Raw genomic sequence first — 22,442 nt, forward strand, 5'->3', positions numbered from 1 at the left:
AAGCAGTAAAATTGATATTTCGCGAAATAAATATGAAACTTTTGACGTAAGGAATCATGACTTTATACCTGTTGTGCCACAAATTAACAACGTGATAGTGTAGATATGTAGGAGAGATTGAATAATCAAATCCACTTTTTTTTACATCAAAATGACCGGTTTACTGTTATGGTCAGTTGGTTCTAGAGAGCGCGAAATGAATCATAAATGAAGGATAACGGAGGGAAACAAAATGACAGAATCTGTTCACATACCACAACCTAAAACCTATGGTCCACTTGGAAATTTACCAATGATTGAGGGAACGGCTCCGATACAGTCACTATCTAAAGTTGCAAAAGAATATGGTCCGATCTTCCAAATGCAGTATCCTGCTGGACGTAAGGAAGTATATATATCAGGTCATGAATTTGTTAAAGATGCGACAGATGAGAAGCGCTTTGATAAAAGAATATGGGCTCCACTGCAAAATGTTCGGCCGTTTGCGGGTGATGGACTCTTTACGAGTGCAACGAACGAGCCTAACTGGAAAAAAGCGCATAATATTTTGTTATCTAGTTTTAGTCAGCGTGCCATGCAAGGGTATCACACCAAAATGCTTGATATTGCTTTTCAGCTCGTTCAGAAATGGGCGAGATTAAACCCTGATGAAACGGTGGATGTTCCGGCTGATATGACCAGACTTACGCTTGATACGATTGGGCTATGTGGATTTGACTACCGTTTCAACAGTTTTTACAGAGAAGATAATCATCCATTTATCGATGCCATGGTTCGTTCATTGGACGAAGGGATGAGTCAGCTTCATAGATTAGGTATTCAAGAGATGTTTATGGTGAAAAGAAAGAAACAGTTTCAAGATGATAAGCAGTTTATGTTCAATCTTGTGGATGATCTGATCAAGGAACGAAAAGAGCGGGGCGGCGGAAACAGCGGAGATTTACTTTCCCACATGCTTGAAGGTGTTGATCCGGCAACGGGTGAAAAACTTGACTCTGAAAATATACGTTTCCAGATCATTACTTTCCTGATCGCAGGACATGAGACAACAAGCGGTCTTCTGTCATTTGCCATCTATTACTTAATGAAGAATCCAGACAAAATGAAAAAGATTGTAGAGGAAGTTGATCGAGTCCTCAAAGATCCGGTCCCTACGTATAATCAAGTTAGAGAGCTCAAGTATACTCGCATGGTGTTAAATGAAGCACTGCGTCTATGGCCTACTGCACCGGCATTTTCTCTTTATGCGAAAGAGGATACACAAATCGCTGGTAAATATCCGATCAAGAAAAACGACAGCGTAACAGTACTCATTCCGGCGCTGCATCGAGATACTCGGGTATGGGGAGATGATGTGGAAGAGTTCAAACCAGAAAGATTCGCAGATCCAAGCGCGGTACCGCATGACGCTTATAAACCTTTTGGTAATGGACAAAGAGCTTGTATTGGACAGCAGTTTGCCCTTCAAGAAGCTACTCTTGTTCTTGGTCTTGTTGTAAAACACTTTGAATTTATAGATGTTAATAATTATGAACTTAAAGTAAAAGAGGCTCTAACTTTGAAACCGGATGATTTTCATGTAAAAGTACGCAGCAGAGGAAACTTATCTGCAGCACTTATGATTCCAGGTGCTTCAGCAGTTACCGCACAAGAACAAACGTCAGAAGCGGCCACAGCTGAATCATTGCCGGAGAATGCGCATCATACTCCAATGCTTGTACTTTATGGTTCGAACCTCGGTACTGCAGAAGGGATTGCTCGTGAGGTAGCCGACCGGGCTAAATATCAGGGGTTTGATAGTAATGTAGCACCAATGGATGATTATGCAGGCGATTTGCCAAAAGAAGGCGTCGTACTTATTATCACCGCTTCTTATAATGGCCAGCCGCCATCCAATGCAAAATCGTTTACGCAGTGGATTGAATCAGCTGGACCAGCCGAGTTCGAAGGTGTTCGTTATGTTGTATTTGGTTGTGGTGACCATAACTGGGCCAGCACGTATCAGCGGATTCCAAGATTGATTGATGAAACCTTGGAAGCAAAAGGAGCGACTCGTCTTCTAGGCAGAGGAGAAAGTGATGCAAGCGGGGATTTTGAAACCGATGTGGATGATTGGTCGGAAGGACTATGGCCTGATCTGATGCAAGCACTGGATCTGAAGCTTGTGGAAAATGGCAAGAAGAAGGGTACTGGCCTGAAAGTGAAATATGTCAGCGGAGTAGCTGCCGTTCCACTGGTAGAGACATACCATGCTGAACTTGGTCACGTAGTGAAAAGTGAGAATTTACAAAATGCAGAAAGCGGCAGAATTACTCAGCACATTGAGATTGCTCTTCCAGAAGGGGTGTCTTATCAAGAAGGAGACCACTTGGGAATACTGCCTGTTAATCCTGAATCGCTCGTACAGCGAGTGTTGAAGCGGTTTGCTCTTCAAGGAAGCAGCCACCTGGTTCTATCCGCGAGCGGAAGAAGCAGTGCGCATCTACCAGTGGGAACTCCAGTACGTCTTGATGATCTGCTTGCACGCAGTGTAGAACTGCAGGAGCCGGCAACTCGTGCACAGCTGCGTGAGCTTGCAGCTTATACCGTGTGTCCTCCTCATGCGAAAGAACTGACAGCTATGCTGGATGATGAGATATACCAATCCGAAATTAGAGCGAAACGAATCACCATGCTCGATTTGATTGAGAGATATGAAGCTTGTGAAATTCCATTTGAACGGTTTATGGAACTACTGCCTGCACTGAAACCGAGATACTACTCGATTTCAAGTTCACCTAAGGTGAGCGAAAATATCGTAAGTATTACGGTAAGTGTAGTAAGAGACGCAGCATGGAGTGGTCAAGGGGAGTATAAAGGAATTGCATCCAACTATCTGGAAGGTCTTGATACGGGCGCAGAGGTATTCCTATTTGTGCGTACGCCGGAATCAGGATTCCATCTCCTTGAAGACGCGGAATCACCAATTATTATGATTGGTCCAGGTACAGGAGTAGCACCATTCCGTGGTTTCATTCAAGCGAGAAAAGTAATGAAGGAGCAAAATATCAAACTGGGCGAAGCCCATCTATACTTTGGATGTCGGAATCCTGAACATGACTATCTATATAAAGAAGAGTTAGTCGCTGCTCAAGAGGAAGGCCTTGTTACACTTCATACCGCTTTCTCGAGAGTGAACGGACAAGAAAAATGTTATGTACAGCATCTAATGAAACAAGATGCCGAACATCTGCTTAGCCTGCTGGAACAAGGAGCTAAGATGTACATTTGCGGTGATGGTACAAAAATGGCACCGGATGTGGAACAGACCTTGATTGCAGCTTATCAGTCTAAACATGGGGTTAGTGAAGATGAAGCATTAGCTTGGTTGACCGGTCTTGAATCCTCTGGTAAATATGCGAAGGATGTATGGGCGGGAGCTTGATCTAACCTTGAATATAAGGCTAATCTCAGTGGTGTATTCACTGGGGTTAGCCCTTTTTTTATATATGGCTCATTTGGAAAAACCTGTACATCCTTTACTATAGGCAAGTACAATGTGGATAGAGATTCGAAGACTATTAGCAGCTGCAGGGAGTGGAGTACATGTTATCGTTTCAAATCATCAGTTTGATCGTATATTTAGGTTTGTCTGCTGTCATTCTTTGTCATAGTATATGGCTACGTGGGCGGGTGGGACAAATCAGGTTTGATGGGCAGGGGAAACAGCAATCCTTTCTTACCATAGTCGTGTTTATTTTAGGTGGCGTTTATCTCATTTCAAGTACAGGGATCTTAAGATACGGACTCTTTATTATCGCTTTTATCGTGCATTACTTTGTAACCCGGTTCTATGTAGGAACTAAGGGAATAAAGTACGGTACACGTTTTTACTCTTTCGACCAGATCCGTTCCTATCGTGGGTATAACGATACAAATGAAATATCCCTCTACTTACATGGAAAGACGAATGATATTTATTTACGGCCGCGTATGTCTTATCATAGCAGTACCATTCGTCAGATGTTAGACCAAGCAGGAATAGAGTGTGCTAACGATTCGGAAGATACAACCGAACATGGAGCCATGAATTAATACGTATTATTGCGTACGCTGTTTTGGATGTAAGACGTAATCATGGGCGACAATCGGGCCTTTGCCCCATACTTCATAAGAAATAAACACTATAGCGCCTTTTGGCGGCTTCAGACTGTAAGTAAACTAGCTTAAACTAGTTTGCCTGCAGTCTTTTTTGTTTTTTTATATGACGAATTTGTGTGATTTAGGATGAGGGCAAAGGGACCTAAGATTCTTCTCATCGTGACGTATTATATATTGACCAATTGTCCTTCATGACGTATTATATTGGCTGAACACAACTTGAAAATATTGGGAATTATGACAAGGAGAGATAAAATGAAGAACAAGCGGGTGTTTTTGTTTCATGAAGGAAACGCGTCTATGCGCGAGCTGCTCGGAGGTAAAGGTGCGGACCTCGCCGAAATGACGAAAGCTGGATTACCAGTTCCCTATGGATTCACCATAACTACAGCTTCCTGCAGAGATTATTATACTCACCTTGGTCATATCCCACTTACCCTCATTGATGAGATTCGAACAGCACTTCGGTCTCTTGAACAAACTTCAAACAAGCGCTTCGGTGATCCGGAGAATCCTCTTTTACTTGCGGTACGTTCAGGAGCGGTTACTTCTATGCCCGGCATGATGGATACCATTCTTAATTTAGGCCTCACGGATGAAACGGTAGAGGGTCTTGCGTTAACTACAGGTGATCGAAGATTTGCACTGGAATGTTATGCAAGATTTATACAAATGTATGGCCATGTCGCCATGGATATCGAAAATAATGCTTTCTCTAAAGTTCTTCAGCAAATAAACCGTGAATCGGAAGCGGAACATATCGGACAGTTACCTATAGAAAAACTGGAAGAGTTGATTAGCAAATTTAAACAAATTATTCTTCATCGTGCCAAAAAGTCGATCCCGCAAAACGTAGAAGACCAGTTAATTGATGCGGTACGGGCTATTTTCCGTTCCTGGTCAAATCCAAGGGCTAAGGTCTATCGCAAAGTTCATAAAATACCAGAAGATCAAGGTACGGCTGTAAGTGTACAGGAAATGATTTTTGGGAATCGGGATGAAACGAGCGGTACAGGCGTTCTGTTTACGAGGAATCCTTCTACAGGCGGAAATGAGATGCTGGGTGAATACTTGCCTGCTGCCCAAGGAGAAGAAGTTGTATCGGGTACAAGAACACCTTTGGGTATTACCTATCTTAAACAAACCATGCCGTCCGTATATGAACAGCTCCATGAAGCAGCTTCTTTATTAGAAGAGTTATATGGAGATATTCAGGATATTGAATTTACGATTGAGAAAGGTCAGCTATACATATTACAAACAAGAAATGCACGAAGAACAGCGCAAGCTGCCATGAAAGCTGCGGTTGATTATGCGGAAGAAGGGATTATTACCAAAGAAGAGGCACTGATTCGTATAGAGCCTGAACACTTGAATCAACTGCTCCATCAATCGATTAAGGTTAGAGAAGAAGATGAGATTATAGCTAACGGACTACCTGCTTCTCCTGGCGCGGTAAGCGGACAGCTCGTATTTGATGCAGAAACAGCTGAATCCTGGGCATCTCTAGGAAAACGAGTAATTCTGGTGCGCAGAGAAACGACTCCGCAGGATATTCACGGTGTTATTGCAGCAGAAGGGCTTCTTACGCTCCGCGGCGGAATGACAAGTCATGCTGCTGTAGTGGCGAGAGGGATGGGAACACCTTGCGTATGTGGCTGTGAAGAGCTTGAACTGCGAGAAGATACGAAAGAGCTGATCTGTAGGAATCAAATCTTCCGCGAAGGTGATGTAATATCGATTGATGGCGGAACAGGAAAAGTGTATGCCGGAGAAATCGAACTGAGAGAGCCTGAAATCTCCGAAGAATTAACACGGATGCTAGATTGGGCAGATGAAGTGAAGCGGATGAAAGTATTCGCAAACAGTGATCATCCTCATGATGTGAGACTCGCTCGTAAATGGGGAGCAGAGGGAATTGGACTATGCCGAACAGAGCATATGTTTTTATCACCATCAAGACTCCCGCTAGTACAGAGAGTCATTGTCGCAGGGAGCAATCAAGAGCGTCAGGAAGCGCTCCAAAGACTATTACCTGTACAGCAATCAGATTTCGCAGAAATTTTCATGGAAATGGATGGACTGCCCGTGACAATCAGGCTGCTTGATCCGCCGCTTCACGAATTTTTGCCTAAGCTTGAAGTGCTCGAAGGAAGAAGAGAACATCTGAAGATGATTACACTCGATGGGGATACAGATGAACTCGAGAAGGTAGATCGTGTAATGGAGAAGGTAAAAGAATTAAAAGAGTCGAATCCCATGTTAGGTCAAAGAGGAGCAAGACTGGGCATCGTCTTCCCAGAAATCTATGATATGCAGATCGAAGCGATATTTAGAGCCGCGCTGCAATGTATTCATCAAGGGATCAAAGTAATGCCCGAGATCATGATTCCACTGATTGGTCACGCAAGTGAGATATCCTTCCTGCGTAAATTAGTAGATGAAGTAGCAGAGCAGGTACTTAGGGAAGAGCGAATCCATTGTCCTTACCGTGTAGGTACGATGATTGAGGTTCCTCGTGCTGCACTTACCGCTTCACAAATAGCGGAGCATGCCGACTTTTTCTCGTTTGGCACGAATGACCTGACTCAGATGACACTGGGATATAGCCGAGATGATGCAGAGCGGAAGTTTTTAAACCATTATGTAGAACAAAAGATTCTTCCTGCTAATCCATTTGAAGTGTTAGATCAAGATGGAGTGGGTGAATTGATTCGTATTGCGCTTGAACAAGGAAGATCCCTTAAACCGGAACTTGCAGCAGGAATATGCGGAGAACATGCAGGGGAGCGAGATTCGATTTTCTTTTTCCATAACGTAGGACTTGATTATATTAGCTGCTCTCCTTATAGAGTACCGTTTGCACGGATCGCTGCTGCCCAAGCACAGATTCAAGCTTCAAATGTGACGAAGTCATCACAGGGTGAGAATCCTATTTCTACTACAGCATAAGAGATAGTTAACAAATCACGCTGGAGGGTGAATAAAATAGAACTTACCGCACGCCAGCAGCAAATTATTGACATTGTGCAGAAAAAGACACCGATTATTGGAGATCAGATCGCTGAACAGCTGGGCTTGCCTAAACCGACGATACGCAGCGATCTTTCTCTTCTTGTAATGACACAGTACTTGTCCGCAAAGCCGAAGGTTGGATATTTTCCAGGTGAGCGTCTGACGGCGAAGGAACCGCTTCGAACTGTGCTAGTAAATATGAAAGTAAAAGATATTCAAAGTGTCCCGGTCGTAATCAATGAAAATGCAACGCTTCACGAAGCCGTGGTTGCTCTCTTTTTAGAGGACGTTGGCACCCTGTTTGTTATTAACAAAGAAGGTAGGCTTTCTGGCATCTTATCTCGAAAAGACCTCCTGAAGATGACGCTTGGGAACCAAGATCTATCCGAAGTGCCTGTATGTATGCTGATGACGAGAGCCGTGCAGATCATTGCCGTTACACCAGAAGATCATGTCGTGGAGGCTGCACAGAAAATGATTAATTATGAAGTGGACAGTCTTCCTGTCATTCGAACGTGGAATCAAGAGGATGGGTACGAAGTCGTTGGCAGAATAACCAAGACTACCATTACCAAGCTTGTCGTTCAGATCGCAGTAGAATAGGCCGCTGGAGGAGAAAATATGCAATTTGTTGCTATATGCTCGGATTCACTTGGGGAAACTGCAGATCTTGTCGTGCGAGCTGCATTGCACCAATTTGAATCCTTGCAAATTCAGATTAAACGTTACCCCCAGATTCGCAGTGAGGAAGAGATTCGCGATCTGATGGAAGAAGTTCATCGAATGTCAGGGTTTGTTGCTTATACTCTTGTGCAGCCAGAACTTCGTGAACTGATCAAAGAAGAGTCCATTCGGCTGAGTATCCGTACGGTGGATATAATGGGACCCATGATGCAGGCATTTATCGATACATTTCATGATTCTCCTACGCAAAGACCAGGGGTGCTTCACCGCCTGGATGAAGACTATTTCAGACGGGTAGAAGCAGTTGAGTTTGCGGTAAAATGTGATGACGGCAAAGATACCAGTGCGATTCGAAAAGCGGATATTGTGCTTCTTGGTGTGTCTCGGACTTCGAAAACTCCGCTCAGTATTTTTCTGGCCCATAAAGGGTATAAGGTCGTAAATTATCCTGTTGTGCCTGAGATCAAACCTCCTGATCCGCTTAATGAAGCGATCAAGGGACAAGTCATCGGTCTTACGATGGACGCTGAACATCTGCTCAAAATTCGCACAGAACGATTGAAAGTCATGGGTTTGCCGCACGGTTCTAATTATGCTTCACTCGCTAGAATTGTGGAAGAATTGGAATATGCATACACGCTATTTGATCGGTTAGGCTGCCCGGTTATTAATGTTACAGACAAAGCGATTGAAGAAACAGCTGGAATGATACTTGGTTATATATGAAACCGCCTTCTGGCGGTTTTCTGCTTCTTTTGATACGATAATAGATAAGACAAATGCGAATAGGGGGGAGCCGCTTGTTAACAACAACGGAGTACCAGAATATTACGATAGAACCTTTTGGGGAAGAGCATGAACAATTTTATATGAAGTTAAAAGAGCTATCAAAAGTAGATGATCAGGAACATGTACACCCGGCGAAGTCAGAAATTGCTTTTGTTGCGCTTGCTGATGGAGTTCCAGCTGGCTTGATCTTTACATACCATCGTCCGTTTCATCCCTATTGTACCTATATCTCACTTCTCGTCTTACCTTCAAGTGACCGAATGCTGATTGCATCGAGACTGCTGATGTCTTTATCAGCGCACCGAATGGTATACCCGCTCCAAATCTCGGTTTGGGAAACCGACTTTGCGATGAAGCAGGCACTAGTTAAGCAAGGTTTTTATGAAATTAGAAATACATATCAAGTACATATTGCGACGTCAAAGAGTGGATTTATCAGAGATGAGGAATACTTCATGAACCACCACTCGGATTATAAGCTGTTATCATTGTCTGAATTTCTGGAGAGGGAACAAGGGGAAGAAGAACTGGTACGTCTTGTGAAAAAAACCTATGAACATACACACCGGGCAAATCCACCGGGCGTGTTCGATCTATCTCGCTGGAAAGCATTCCTGCATGAACAAGATTTGGATTCACAAGGTTCTTCTGTTGTTCTCAATTCTACGAACGGTCATTGTGCCGGATTTGCCTTGCTTCATTCGACTTCAGAGGACGGTGTGGCAGAGCTGGGATGGAGAGGCGTGGCATCTTCTGAGCCATTAGATCTGATTCTGCTGCTTACCAGAGAACAAATGAAATACGCCGCTGATAACGGAATCAAGCAGCTTACTTGCGAAGTAGACAGTACAGATCCTTACCAAATGGAGATGCTGCATGTGTATCCGTTTGAACCTGCTCCCGCATGGGTTACTTATCATAAACAAAGATAATGACAGGAGTTGAATTTCTCATGGTGATAAGAGAACAAGCAGAACATTTTATTATGATTGAGCAACATGAACATGCTAGATTAAGCGGAGAGATTGCCAAGCATTTGAAATCTGAATACTTCATACATGAGAAAGATAGACAAGATGTCATTTATGCAATCACACAGCACGATCGTGGATGGATTCGGCTTGATGCGCATCCCATCTGGAATGAAGTCACAAACGCTCCCTATTATTTTGTCGATTACCCTTATGCGGTTAAGCTTAAAATGTACCAAATTGGAATTCAGGAAGTAGAATCCGTGAATCCTTATGCGGGTTACTTAGTAAGTCACCATTTTTCCACCTTTCCTGATATTAAGAATGGAACCGATCCATTCAGTATTTCTTTTAATCAGGAGGAGAAGCAGAGACAGGACCAGCTGGAACAACAACTGGGCTCGATTCAAGAGACCGAAATGAAACAACATTATCACTTACTTCAATTATGTGATGATCTCTCTCTCTATGTATGTATGAATGAACCTGGGGTAAGTAAAGAGAAGGAACATCCATGGTTCCAGAAGGGGCTAGGATCAGCTGCGGTTCTTTTTCAAGAAGGAACAGAATCCGTTCAAGCATGTTGGAAAGATGAAGATACGGTGGAAGTGCAGCCTGCTCCATTTAGTAAGTCTTTTGAGGCGGAGTTATCGTACCGAAAAGTAGCCAAAAAGGACATTCAAGATAAAGGATTGAACAAAGCTTATCACGAAACAAAGCCGGCAGTTCAAAAAATCACGTACACATCGTAAAAAAATATATAGCTCAAATAAAAGAAATGGCCTTCATCGGTCGTTTCTTTTTTGTTTGTTCATTCTTTTTCTTTCTTTGAAATGGAAGGCAGATCAAAACAGTGTTATAATGAATCAAGATTTTTGTAAAATAGAAATCAATTTTGATAAATGGGGTCATAATTTTGAAAAAAACGATGAAGGGGCTTCAGGGGTCCTTATTTGTTGTTGTATTTGTTTTGCTTTTGGCAAAGTTTGCCTTATTCCGTTTCTTCGTTTTTAGAGACTTATCACTGGACCGTTTGGGTGCAGATGCCCTAGCGATTCTCGTTATTCTTAGCCTATGGGAACTCATTATTCCGCGTAAATGGAAAGGCAGTGCTTATTTTGTACTAAATACACTCTTCTCTCTCATTTTGTTCGCAGCAACGCTGTATAACGTGCAGTTTGGCTCTATACCTACTTACACAACGCTGCTCAGCTTGAATCAGATTCCGCAAGTCGCAGGAAGTATTGGTATGCTCATAAAGCCGATGCATTTCTTATTTTTCGCTGATGTAATCTTAATGGCCATTTGGTGGTTCTACCAACGTATGCAAGGCAAACGCCGCTTGTATACAAAACAGCTTTCCCGGATCTCCATCGTCGGGGTCGGGGCCATCTGTGTTATTCTCTCGGGACTAACGATTGCGAAAGATGGTACGATCGAGAATGAAACCGTTCGTGCAGATGAGCTGGGCTTTCTGAATTATCAAATCGCTGCTGCCATTCATGCGAAAGCAGAGAATAAGGCGATCGCCGCTGGGAATCTAGAAGAGACCATTAAGAAAGTAAATGATCTGAAGTCATCCTATCCTTATCAGACCTCCGAGAAGGACCCTGATGCGAAACCAGAAGGATATGGAGCGATGAAAGGTAAAAATGTCATTGTCGTACAGCTTGAATCTTTTCAGCGTTTCCCAATCGGGCAGACGGTAGAAGGTCAAGAAGTTACTCCGGTTCTGAATGAACTTGTAAAAGATAGTCTTTATTTCACAAATGTATTCCAGCAAATTGGTCAGGGAAATACTTCGGATGCTGAATTTATCTCTAATACATCGATTTATCCGCTTGGCACGATTGCCATGTCTACCGGGTATAGCGATCGTGTTCTTCCGAGTCTGCCAAGACTTTTGCAAAATGAAGGATACACAGCAGAGACGTTTCATGTGAACACGGTTAGCTTCTGGGATCGAATCAAGATGTATCCTGCACTGCATTTTGATCAATATTTTGATAAGCCTTATTACAATAATGATGATTATAATGAAATGGGAGCTTCCGATGAAGAACTATTCCGTGTTGGAGTTGAAAAACTGGCAGAGTTAAAAGCGCAGAACAAACCTTTTTATGCTCAGTTTGTAACGGCATCGAGCCATTCTCCATTCAAAGTGAAACCGGAATTTGTGAAGTGGGATACTCCTGCTTCTATTGAAGGAACCGCGCTTGGGGAATATTTGACTTCACTGAATTATGCTGATTATGCGCTTGGAACATTAATTGATGGTCTAAAAGAGCAAGGATTATGGGATGAAACTGTGCTTGTTGTATATGGTGACCATTTTGGATTACAGAATCAAAGTACTTCTCCAGAAGAGGTCGAAGCAGCGCTCGGTATTCCGTATCATGAACAGGTCAGCAGGTTTAATATTCCTCTAGTTATTCATGTACCGGGGATGGAAGGACAAGAAATTGAGACGGTTGGCGGTCAGATGGATATTTTGCCTACGGTCAGCAATCTGCTCGGTATTTCACTTGAGGACACGAAATTTACCGCATTCGGCCAGGATCTGCTGAATGTGGATCAAAATGTGATTGGAATGCGATATTACTTGCCAACGGGTTCTTTCTTTAATAATGATATTATGTTTATTCCAGGTACTGGGTTTGAGGACGGAACCGCAATTTCCCTTGAAACCCTGACTCCTGTGGAAGACTTTGAAAAATATAAGTCAGACTATGATTACATTATGCAACTGATGAAGTTGTCTGATGAATATGTGAAGCTGCTTCCGAAACGCGGATTATAAAAATAGAATCGCAAAGGCACCGTATAATAGGTACGGTGCCTTTTGCAGGAGAAATAAAGAAATGAGGAGAACAACGGATGATTAAAAATGAGAAGATAAAAGCATCGGAAGTGCAAGTAACGGGTCTTCATGGTGAAGATCTCGGTCTAATGTCTACAAAAGAAGCGTTGAAGCTAGCAAAGGAGTTAAAAGTGGACTTAGTATGCACCTCACTCATGACAAGTCCGCCGCCTTGTAAACTGATTGGGGCCGGAGCAGCGAAACAGGAAGCACTGGCTGAGAAACGTAAAGACAGAGCGCCGAAGACGAAGGAGATCAGGCTGACACCTCATATTGAAGAGCATGATTATGATACCAAAAGAACACAAATGGAACGGATTCTAAAGACCGGTGATATTGTAAAGCTGGTTGTTAAGATTCAAGGAAAGCAAGGAGAGGCAGCTAAGAAATTACTTGAAGACTTCATTCGGGATTTAAAACCACTCGGGAAACCAAGTACGGGAATCCAGCTTAGCGGTAAACAGGCAGTTGTGGAATTACATCCTTAAAAAAATGTTGTTAAATACAAGGTAGAGTTATTGGAATACAGATGATTTAACGCTATAATCTTAAAAGGACTTACATCCTTAACGGATGATCTAAAATTTGAACTTACTCTAACAATTATCGGAGGTTACTTTGCATGGAGAAAACTTTAATCTTTGGCCACAAAAATCCTGACACGGATACGATTTGCTCTGCACTCGCATATGCTGATCTAAAAAACAAACTGGGCTTAGAAGCAGAGGCAGTACGTCTTGGCGAGGTGAACGGCGAAACTCAGTATGCTCTTGATTACTTTGGCGTTGTTGCACCGCGTCTAGTAGAGACCGTTGCGAATGAAGTAAACAAAGTTATTTTGGTAGACCATAATGAACGTCAGCAAAGTGTAAGTGATATTGATCAAGTACAAGTTACTGAAGTTATTGACCATCATCGTATTGCAAATTTTGAGACAAGCCAGCCGTTATACTATCGTGCGGAACCTGTGGGCTGCACAGCAACCATACTTAATAAATTGTATAAAGAAAATAATGTAGAGATTTCTAAACCGATTGCTGGTTTGATGTTGTCTGCTATTATTTCGGATTCACTCTTGTTTAAATCCCCTACATGCACAGAGCAAGATGTAGCTGCTGCAGAAGAACTCGCTGCCATTGCTGGCGTAGACGCTAAAGTATATGGCCTGGACATGTTAAAAGCAGGTGCTGATCTGAGCAAAAAATCAATTCCTCAACTGCTGACACTCGATGCAAAAGAGTTCCAAATGGGCAACTCCAAAGTGGAAATTGCACAAGTGAATACAGTGGATGTTAATGATGTGCTTGCAAAACAAGAGGAACTTGAAGCAGCCATTTCGGCCAATGTTCAGGTGAAAAACTTGGATCTATTCCTTTTCGTAATTACAGATATTCTAAATAATGATTCTGTTGCTCTTGCCATTGGTGATAAAGCAGAAGCGGTAGAACGTGCTTACGGTGTACAACTTATTGAGAATAAGGCACTGCTCAAAGGTGTAGTATCTCGTAAATCTCAGATTGTTCCTGTTCTTACAGAAGCATTAGCATAACACTTAAAAACACACAAAAACCCTCTGACTGTTGTCAGAGGGTTTTGTTATATCTTTTCTATTTAGAACGAAACCGTAGGTTCAGGTTCCATACTATTCTCCATAACTTCTGGTGCTTTCTTAAATTCGACTTTCTTCACTCGGTTGCGTCCTACTTCTTTGACTGTAAAGAGGAGACCTTGATGAAGATGTGTTTGACCAGGTTTCGGGTTAAGCAAGATGGTATACAACCATCCACCAATCGTATCCGCTGTTTCCAGATCAAAATGTATTCCCGTCATATCTGCGATTTGATCAAGCTGAATTTTTCCATCTACGATGTAGTGAAGTTCCCCAAGTTGTTCAATTTCCTTGCGTTCTTCCGTGTCAAATTCATCTCGAATTTCGCCAACGATTTCTTCCAAAATATCTTCAATAGTGACAAGCCCGGCTGTGCCACCGAATTCGTCTACTAATACGGCTAGATGAACTTGTTCTTTCTGCATGCGTTTTAACAAATCATTAACCGCTGTTGCTTCAGATACGGTAAGAACGGGGTGCATGAATTGTTTGAGATCAACACTTTTACCTTCCTCATAATTAAGGAACATTTGTTTTGTATTAATCATTCCTATAATCTGATCTTTCCCTTGATGGGCAACAGGAAAGCGTGTGTACTGTTCACGGCGGATAATTTCCATGTTCTGATCAAACGTATTATTTGTATAAAGACAAACCATATCCGTACGAGGGATCATAATTTCTTTCGCTAATAAGTCGTCAAAAGCAAAAATACGATTTACATATCCGTATTCTGTATTATTTATTTTTCCGCTCTGATAGCTCTCAGATAAAATAATCTGTATCTCTTCTTCAGAGTGAGCATCTTCATGTTCACTTGCTGGTTTTAATCCGAAAATTCGAACCAAACCATTGGCAGATCCGTTTAAAAGCCATATAAAAGGATACATGATTTTATAGAACAACATAATGGGTCTTGCAACCAGGAAGGTCACAGTTTCTGCTTTCTGAATAGCCATTGTTTTCGGAGCGAGTTCACCCACAACGACGTGCAAGAAGGTAACGATAGCAAAGGCAGTAATGAAAGAAACGATATGGCCAATTTCTGCAGCAATGCCGAATCGTTCAAGCAACGGTTCAATCAATATTGCTACAGTAGGCTCACCGAGCCATCCAAGTCCTAGAGCTGTTATCGTAATACCAAGCTGACACGCAGACAAGTATCCATCCAGATTGGATGTCACTTTCTGTACGGCAAGTGCACCTCTGCGTCCTTCCAGTACTAATTGATCAATACGGCTTGGTCGTAACTTAATAATGGCAAATTCAGTAGCTACGAAGAAAGCCGTAAGCCCAATTAATACAACAAACAAAAACAATTTCAGTCCTATGTCATCCATTAGACATCTTCACAATCCTTTATAATAAATTTTAGGTTCATATGAACTAGTATACAGAACTTAAGATAGGGTGAGCAATGGTCAATATCGTCTTGATTAGCTGATTTATAGCGTTTTAGGCCAAAATTGTTTAACAATATACACTTTTGCGCTCTCTTGCACACCTTTACAAGGAATAGCGGGTCACGTAATATTAGTCCATATGATTTAATAGGATGAGTTTACAAAAATATAGGAGGTCCATGAGATGACAGAGTTATTCACCCTTACTCGTAGCGAAATGGCACAACTGCTGCTGTCCATCGAAGGACATCATAAGATAACACCGCTCGAACTGCTGCAGAAAGCGTGGACTAAGCACCATAAATCTGACGTAGATCAGGGAACCACATATGCAGCCTTCTTATCCACTTCGCTTCCTCCCATCTTAGAGAAATTAATTAAAGGCAATCGAACGGCTGGTTTCTCTCTTCAAGAGATTGCGTCCCTCGCACAAATGATTGAGTATTCAAATACATCCCTTACTTCGATGCAAAATTGGGTGAAGCGGGATTTCAAAGAATATTTTTCTTCACCGAAGATCGGGAAAAAATATTCCATTCATCAAGCTGCACTTCTCTTTATTATAGATGATTTAAAAGCACTCCTAGACTTTGATTCCATTCGTAATCTGTTCAAAGGGATTTTTATGGATCCGGTGCGTGATGACGATGATTTATTAAATCCGCTGATATTATACAATACGTATGCAGACCTGTTTGAACAGTTAGACTGTGAGAAGGAGCGTCTTATTCATACGGATAGGGGGGCAGAGTCGCAGGTGCTGTCAGCGGTGGACAAGATGGTGCAATCTTTCTCCTATTTAACGGAAAGACAACACCTTATTGTGAGAAATATTATTTTTATTGCTACCTTATCGGTACAAACGACGTATCTGCATTCCCTTTCAAAACGATATTTAAACGCAACATTATTTCTATAATGATATGAATGATGAACAATAAAAAGCCAGGTGTTTTTAAAACCTGAACTGCACCCCAGTTGTTAGGCACAATCTTACAACTGGAGGTGCAGTTTTATTTATGCAAAATGAGTGGAAAAGGATAAATAAAAAGATGAATCTTTTGTAACCTTAGTTTGGAGTAAGGTAAAAAGAGGTAACTATTAAAGTAGATACAATTGGTAGGTGAAGGAGGCGGCCACATGTCAGGGCCTTTAACAGACAGTAAAGTCTGGAAGAGCATCTTTCAGAATGCACCCATTCCGATGGCCATGGTTGTTGGTGATAAGGGAATCATATGTAAAGTGAATAAAGCGTTTGAGAAATGGACTGAACGGTGTTCAGATGAACTGCTCTCTAAATCTTTTATACATATATTAGGTTTACAAGACGTGGGATATATTAATTTTAATCAGATCGCTTATGAACTGGAGACAGGCAGCGAAGATGCAGTTCATTACAAAGTTCTACTAAACAAGGAGCGTATCCAATCACAAGAAGTACAGCTTCACTTCTCGCTATTGGAGGATTCAGAACAGGAAGACCATTGTTTTATTGTTCAGGCAGTTACTCCAATTAAAGACTTAGCAGCGGAAAGAGAATGGGAAGAATCAAAATCTTTGTTTAAATATAATCCATTAGGAGTAGCTTCTATGGATCTGAGCGGCCATTTACTACGGGTAAATGAAGGGCAGTGTAAGATAACAGGTCATACGGAAGAAGAGCTTCTTGCAGGCCGATACACTCCTCTGATTCATCCGGATTCTATAGAGAAGACCAATTATCACTTTTCTATGGCTTCCAAAGGGATCCCGCAATCGTACCATATACGTATGCTTCATAAAGAAGGTCATTCCATTGAGGCAAATGTAATCAATGTTCCTACGATTTTAAACGGTAAGGTGGTAGGTGTTTACGGGATTACTAGCGACATAACAGAAAGTAGACGGCATCTTCAGGAAATCGAGAATCTCAGCAACCAACTTGAACTTATTTTTAATGCAGTAGATGAATGTATATTTGGCGTAGATCATGAGGGGCATCTGACTTATTTGAATAAAAAAGGAGCCGAACTGCTCGGCATATATCAAGAGGAAGCGATCGGTCTTAAACTGACGAATCAATTTTTGCAATTCAATGAAAACCATTATCCATACGCACCAGAAAAGATGCCAATATATCAAAGCATTCTGTCCGGGGAGAGTCACTGCGTGAAAGAAGAGGTCTTTGGACGCAAAGACGGAAGTACGTTTATTGCCGAGTATCAAGTTACTCCTTTAATCGATCGGGGTGAACGTAAAGGTGCAGTCGTTGTGATTAGAGATATTACTTCGATTAAAGAGATTATGAAGGCAAAAGAAGAAGCGATTCATGCAGACCGGGCCAAATCAGAATTTCTTGCGATGATGAGTCACGAACTGCGGACGCCGATGAACGGGATCGTGGGGATGACTTCATTATTAATGGATACAGATCTCGATGAGGAGCAAAAGTCATATACAGAGATTATTGCGAACAGCAGCAACACACTCATGCAAATGTTTGGGGAACTGCTTGATTTTAGTAAGATCGAAGCCGGAAAAATAGAAGTGGTTCACGAGCCATTCTCCTTAATTGAAGCACTTCATGAGGTGCATGATTTATTTATCGCTTCAGCAGAAGAAAAAGGGATTCGACTTATACAAAATTATGATGAGAATATCCCAGAAACCTTTTTAGGTGATGAAACGAAGATCAAGCAAATCTTAATTAACTTAATTAGTAATGGAATTAAATTTACGAATGATGGAGAAGTGGTTATACAAATTGAACAGATGAACACGCATCTGGCGAATCGAAAACTCCTCGTATTTCAAATTCAAGATACTGGTATCGGAATTCCACTTCATAAACAGAATGAATTGTTTCAATCATTCTCACAGTTAGATACTTCAATTAATCGAAAATACGGTGGAACCGGTCTTGGACTGGCCATTTCAAAACGGTTGGTTGAAGTTATGGGAGGCACGATCAGCGTCAGTAGTGATGAAGGGAAGGGAGCTACCTTTCAATTTTTACTGGAGCTGGATGCTTTATGAACAAATTAAAAAGGACAGTCTTGATCTTGTTCTCGGGTAGAGAAAAGATGGGACTGTCCATTTCTTTTTTTATTATTCGTTCCAACCGCCTATAATACTAGAGAGCAACATACACTCCTCATCCTCTAACTCAGCGATGCATCGGATGTTCTCCTGATCTTCTGGATCTGTACAGTAAATTTCACGACGTCCATCTTCATGGTGAACAATGATGAAATTAGAACCTGATTTGGTTTCCAGTTGATACTTCATACCTACACCGGGCAAAGTGGATTTGAGAAGTTCCATGGGAATAATCCCCTTTCTAAGCTATAATTCGTTTTGCTACACTCAAAGCCGTATTGTACTATCAGGTGCCTCTGAATGCAAGACGAAAAAAGAAGGAATAGGTATAAAATTGTAGACTTTCCTAGACCGTGTTTCAGGTTTTTAATGAAAATTATGATAACACTGCTTTTTAGGAAGGAATTTTGATGATTATAATGAAATAGAACTGTGTATACATAAATTAACAACATAGAGAATTTTTTCTTATGAAACACCCTTTATAAGTTTTCACCTCCCTAATAACCATCTTCTAAGACCAACCTCCATGGTGTTACCTCTACTATACAGGCGTTTAACCTTCTAATGTCCAGTCACAGGCATCTTCAATTTGTTATTTGCTTATTTCTACTCACTTAAGCAGCTGTTATACAATTCTACATCTTGAGGAGGCTTTTTTATGAACAAAAAAGAAGTGGTAGCTATGTTACTGGCCGGAGGTCAGGGTAAACGATTGAAAGGGCTGACGAAGACTTTAGCTAAGCCTGCTGTTTATTTTGGGGGTACTTACCGCATTATTGATTTCCCGCTGAGTAATTGTGCGAATTCGGGAATTGATACGGTAGGCGTACTAACACAGTTTGAGCCTTTGGTGCTCCATTCGTATGTAGGGATCGGCAGTGATTGGGATTTAAATCGCCGAAATGGAGGCGTGTTTGTTCTTCCACCTCATGAGAGAGAGGGGAGTAATAACTGGTACAGAGGTACGGCAGATGCGATTTATCGGAATTTAAATTTTGTTGATCAATTTGAACCAGAGCATGTACTGATCTTATCAGGTGACCATATCTATAAGATGAATTATGATGCCATGCTTCAATATCACAAAAACCAAAATTCGGATTGCACGATTTCGGTCATTGATGTTCCTTTACATGAAGCAAGCCGGTTTGGCATTTTGAATACAAAAAACAATTATGAGATTTATGAGTTTGAAGAGAAGCCTGAACATCCGAAGAGTACGCTGGCATCTATGGGAGTATATATGTTCAGATGGTCTGTCCTGAGACAACATCTTCTTGAGAGTGAACAAGATCCGGATTCTACCTATGACTTCGGTCATGATATTATTCCACTTCTTCTCAAGAATGAGAAGAAGCTGTATGCTTATCCATTCAGCGGTTACTGGAAAGATGTAGGGACGGTTAAGAGCTTATGGGAGGCGAATATGGATCTGTTAAGCGACGATCCTCCCTTGAATTTAAATGATCCGCAGTGGCGTATCTATTCACGTAATCCAAATGAACCGGCGGGCTATATTGGTACAAAAGGAAAGGTTCGTAACAGTATCGTAAATGAAGGCTGCATTGTCGAAGGGGAAGTCAGCAAATCGGTATTATTTTATGGGGTCGAGATCGGGGAAGGAAGTGTGGTTACGGATTCAGTGATTATGCCTAAAGTGAAAATAGGAAAGAATGTTAGACTTCATCGGGCGATTGTAAGCGAAGGAACGATGATTGAAGATTACTCTGTTGTTGGGGGTAATGGAGACCAGGAAGATGAAATTTTACTAATTGATCAGACATATCGACAACATACGTATGGACTTAGCTAAATATGAGTGAGGACGGTGACCTAGTATGCAACATCTCATGGGTGTAGTGAACCTGGATCAAGAGCTCGAGTTAATGAATGAATTAACATATTTTCGTTGTGGTGCTGCCGTTCCTTTTGCGGGTAGGTATCGTTTGATCGATTTTGTTTTGTCCAATTTAATGCATTCTAACATTCATCATACCGCGCTGTTTGTACGCCGAAAGTATCGGTCGCTGCTGGATCATTTGGGGCAGGGGGCTCCATGGGACCTAGATCGCAAACACGGGGGTCTCTTTATACTTCCGCCAGACTGGAATGATCCTACGGACCGTTCCAAAGGCGATCTGCAACATTTTCATAATAATCGTGATTATTTTCTTCGAGCCAAAGGTACCCATATTATTCATACCGGCAGTCAGCATATTTACTCCATGGATTACCGGGAAATGTATCAGTTTCATATCTCTCAGCAAGCCGATGTCACTCTTCTTTATAAAAAAGTAGATGAGATCCTTCCTGAACATGAGTCCTGTGTACGGGTCGATGTGGACGGTGTAAAAGTTACGGGAATTCATCAAGAAGGTGATCATCCTAATATATATCTCGGTGCTTTTATTATGGAAAAACAATTGTTTCTGAAATTAGTAGATCATTGTATTGCGCATGGTCAAGATTACTTCTTCCGTGATGGAATCCAAGATAATTTGCATAACTTAAACATTGCTGGTTTTGCTTTTGATGGATACCATACCGTTATTAACTCGGTAGAAAGTTATTATCGCAATAGTATGGATCTACTTAATCAAGAACAATATCAACGTTTGTTCAAACAATATGAGATCCATACCAAAATCAAATATGAACCACCGACTAGGTTTCTCGAGAATGCGGAAGTAAGCAACTCTTTGATTGCGAATGGTTGTATTATTGGAGGGCAGGTCGAGAACAGTATTATTTTTAGAGGAGTCAAAGTTCACAAAGGGGCTCAAATTCGAAATTCGATCATCATGCAGAAATGTGTAATTGAGGAGAATACAGTGCTGGAGAATGTAATCCTTGATAAAGATGTACATTTAACGGCAGATTGCACACTGATCGGTGATGCCAAGCAGCCTTATGTCATTGCCAAAAGCAGCCAAATTTAAATCAGGAAAAAAGGTCAGAGGAGTAATTCTCTGACCTTTCTTCATATGTTCAAATTCTGAAGTTTCATAATCGTGGTGGCAGTTTATATGTATACTATAAGTCGGCCTTTTTCGCTGCTGATGAACTAAGTACACGCTTAGCACCATAATATTTTGAACTCCAATAACCCTTATTAATGGGTGTAATGGCGATACCTTTAGAGGAGGTAGCGGAGACAAAATTGTTATCGCTTAGGTATATTCCAACATGCGAAATGCCTTTACCGCTTGTATTAAAGAATACAAGATCGCCTTTGGTTAGAGCGGATTTCTTAACTGATGTGCCTTTTTTGTATTGTTGTTTCGAACTGTGAGGTAAAGTTACACCTAATTTTTTGTATACATAACGAGTAAACCCAGAGCAATCAAACCCTGTGAGTGTAGTACCGCCGTATTTATAAGGAACACCAACTGTGTTATTTACTGTGGTAGAAAGTACAGAAGCGGAAGCTTGCCCGAGTCCTGCGGTGAATAGTAATGATAGTCCTAATGCTGCTGATGCGAGTTTCTTTTTCAAAATGTAATACTCCTTCCAATGCCTGCGAGGTTAGCTAAGGATTCGGTTGAAGGTACCCTATGATCACTCTGTTTCGAGATCAATTCACCCATGGTAGGCGGGTCCCCCGCTTCTTAGGTGCGTAAGAATTCGGCGGTTATCGTGATTGCACCTTGTATATTCATGTTAATGATAACAATTAGTTACAACAATGATTACGAAAATGTTACTTTCTCTACAACGAATTTTAACATTGGGCGAATGAATTATCAACCTGATTTTACTAATTTCGTTATCTTTTTCTCGAATTTATTTCACCTTTGTGAACATGAGTGTTGTTTATCCCTTATTAACAGAAATATGATAGATATATGAATACTGACTAATTTACTAAAAAAGACGATAAAAGAGGCCCA

At 41.4% G+C, this 22,442-nt stretch carries 17 protein-coding genes and 1 riboswitch; of the genes, 14 read left to right on the top strand and 3 right to left on the bottom strand.

Going from position 1 to position 22,442, the window contains the following annotated elements; genetic code table 11:
• Positions 1 to 232 precede the first annotated feature (232 nt).
• From PV403_RS20280 to PV403_RS20325, 10 genes are all read left to right on the top strand, one after another.
• A complete protein-coding gene (locus PV403_RS20280) occupies positions 233 to 3,424 on the top strand; it encodes a bifunctional cytochrome P450/NADPH--P450 reductase (protein ID WP_332085808.1) in 3,192 nt (1,063 codons plus the stop codon).
• A 161-nt stretch (positions 3,425 to 3,585) separates the two neighbouring features.
• A complete protein-coding gene (locus PV403_RS20285) occupies positions 3,586 to 4,074 on the top strand; it encodes a hypothetical protein (protein WP_332085809.1) in 489 nt (162 codons plus the stop codon).
• Positions 4,075 to 4,395: 321 nt separating this feature from the next.
• Positions 4,396 to 7,092 carry a pyruvate, phosphate dikinase gene (gene ppdK, locus PV403_RS20290; RefSeq protein WP_332085811.1) on the top strand — a complete coding sequence of 899 codons (2,697 nt, stop codon included), beginning with the start codon at positions 4,396 to 4,398 and terminating at the stop codon, positions 7,090 to 7,092.
• A 27-nt stretch (positions 7,093 to 7,119) separates the two neighbouring features.
• The gene (locus tag PV403_RS20295) at positions 7,120 to 7,758 is read left to right on the top strand and encodes a CBS domain-containing protein (protein ID WP_332085813.1); all 639 of its coding nucleotides are present in this window, start codon (positions 7,120 to 7,122) and stop codon (positions 7,756 to 7,758) included.
• An 18-nt stretch (positions 7,759 to 7,776) separates the two neighbouring features.
• On the top strand, positions 7,777 to 8,565 hold the full coding sequence (locus PV403_RS20300; protein WP_191804157.1) for a pyruvate, water dikinase regulatory protein: 789 nt from the start codon (positions 7,777 to 7,779) through the stop codon (positions 8,563 to 8,565).
• 74 nt (positions 8,566 to 8,639) lie between these two features.
• Positions 8,640 to 9,560 (top strand): hypothetical protein, encoded by a 921-nt coding sequence (locus PV403_RS20305; RefSeq protein WP_332085816.1) that lies wholly within the window; start codon positions 8,640 to 8,642, stop codon positions 9,558 to 9,560.
• Between the two features lie 20 nt (positions 9,561 to 9,580).
• On the top strand, positions 9,581 to 10,351 hold the full coding sequence (locus PV403_RS20310; protein WP_332085817.1) for a DUF3891 family protein: 771 nt from the start codon (positions 9,581 to 9,583) through the stop codon (positions 10,349 to 10,351).
• Between the two features lie 176 nt (positions 10,352 to 10,527).
• On the top strand, positions 10,528 to 12,399 hold the full coding sequence (locus PV403_RS20315) for an LTA synthase family protein (RefSeq protein ID WP_442951784.1): 1,872 nt from the start codon (positions 10,528 to 10,530) through the stop codon (positions 12,397 to 12,399).
• A 77-nt stretch (positions 12,400 to 12,476) separates the two neighbouring features.
• The gene (gene infC / locus PV403_RS20320) at positions 12,477 to 12,947 is read left to right on the top strand and encodes a translation initiation factor IF-3 (RefSeq protein ID WP_213535490.1); all 471 of its coding nucleotides are present in this window, start codon (positions 12,477 to 12,479) and stop codon (positions 12,945 to 12,947) included.
• Positions 12,948 to 13,081: 134 nt separating this feature from the next.
• The gene (locus tag PV403_RS20325) at positions 13,082 to 14,008 is read left to right on the top strand and encodes a manganese-dependent inorganic pyrophosphatase (protein WP_213535489.1); all 927 of its coding nucleotides are present in this window, start codon (positions 13,082 to 13,084) and stop codon (positions 14,006 to 14,008) included.
• A gap of 62 nt (positions 14,009 to 14,070) precedes the next feature.
• Here PV403_RS20325 and PV403_RS20330 read toward each other — a convergent pair whose 3' ends face one another.
• Positions 14,071 to 15,408 (bottom strand): hemolysin family protein, encoded by a 1,338-nt coding sequence (locus tag PV403_RS20330; protein ID WP_213535488.1) that lies wholly within the window; start codon positions 15,406 to 15,408, stop codon positions 14,071 to 14,073.
• A gap of 247 nt (positions 15,409 to 15,655) precedes the next feature.
• Between PV403_RS20330 and PV403_RS20335 the strand changes: the two genes are divergently transcribed.
• Together PV403_RS20335 and PV403_RS20340 are read left to right on the top strand one after the other, a co-directional pair.
• Positions 15,656 to 16,390, top strand: coding sequence for a DUF1836 domain-containing protein (locus PV403_RS20335; protein ID WP_213535486.1), 735 nt, complete (start codon positions 15,656 to 15,658; stop codon positions 16,388 to 16,390).
• A gap of 221 nt (positions 16,391 to 16,611) precedes the next feature.
• Positions 16,612 to 18,486, top strand: coding sequence for a PAS domain-containing protein (locus PV403_RS20340; protein ID WP_213535485.1), 1,875 nt, complete (start codon positions 16,612 to 16,614; stop codon positions 18,484 to 18,486).
• Between the two features lie 72 nt (positions 18,487 to 18,558).
• Here the strand turns inward: PV403_RS20340 and PV403_RS20345 are convergent, their stop codons facing one another.
• Positions 18,559 to 18,774: a hypothetical protein gene (locus tag PV403_RS20345; RefSeq protein WP_213535484.1), complete on the bottom strand. Its 216-nt coding sequence runs from the start codon at positions 18,772 to 18,774 to the stop codon at positions 18,559 to 18,561.
• A gap of 436 nt (positions 18,775 to 19,210) precedes the next feature.
• Here PV403_RS20345 and PV403_RS20350 point away from each other — a divergent pair, with 436 nt between their 5' ends.
• Both PV403_RS20350 and glgD read left to right on the top strand, forming a co-directional pair.
• Complete coding sequence (locus PV403_RS20350; protein ID WP_213535483.1) at positions 19,211 to 20,365, top strand: glucose-1-phosphate adenylyltransferase; 1,155 nt, start codon at positions 19,211 to 19,213, stop codon at positions 20,363 to 20,365.
• 25 nt (positions 20,366 to 20,390) lie between these two features.
• Positions 20,391 to 21,491 carry a glucose-1-phosphate adenylyltransferase subunit GlgD gene (gene glgD / locus PV403_RS20355; RefSeq protein WP_213535481.1) on the top strand — a complete coding sequence of 367 codons (1,101 nt, stop codon included), beginning with the start codon at positions 20,391 to 20,393 and terminating at the stop codon, positions 21,489 to 21,491.
• A 94-nt stretch (positions 21,492 to 21,585) separates the two neighbouring features.
• Here the strand turns inward: glgD and PV403_RS20360 are convergent, their stop codons facing one another.
• A complete protein-coding gene (locus PV403_RS20360) occupies positions 21,586 to 22,047 on the bottom strand; it encodes a C40 family peptidase (protein ID WP_213535480.1) in 462 nt (153 codons plus the stop codon).
• A gap of 4 nt (positions 22,048 to 22,051) precedes the next feature.
• Positions 22,052 to 22,192: riboswitch (cyclic di-AMP (ydaO/yuaA leader) on the bottom strand.
• Positions 22,193 to 22,442: the final 250 nt, after the last annotated feature.

This window comes from Paenibacillus sp. GYB006 (assembly GCF_036577645.1).
Taxonomy (GTDB): Bacteria; Bacillota; Bacilli; order Paenibacillales; family Paenibacillaceae; genus Paenibacillus.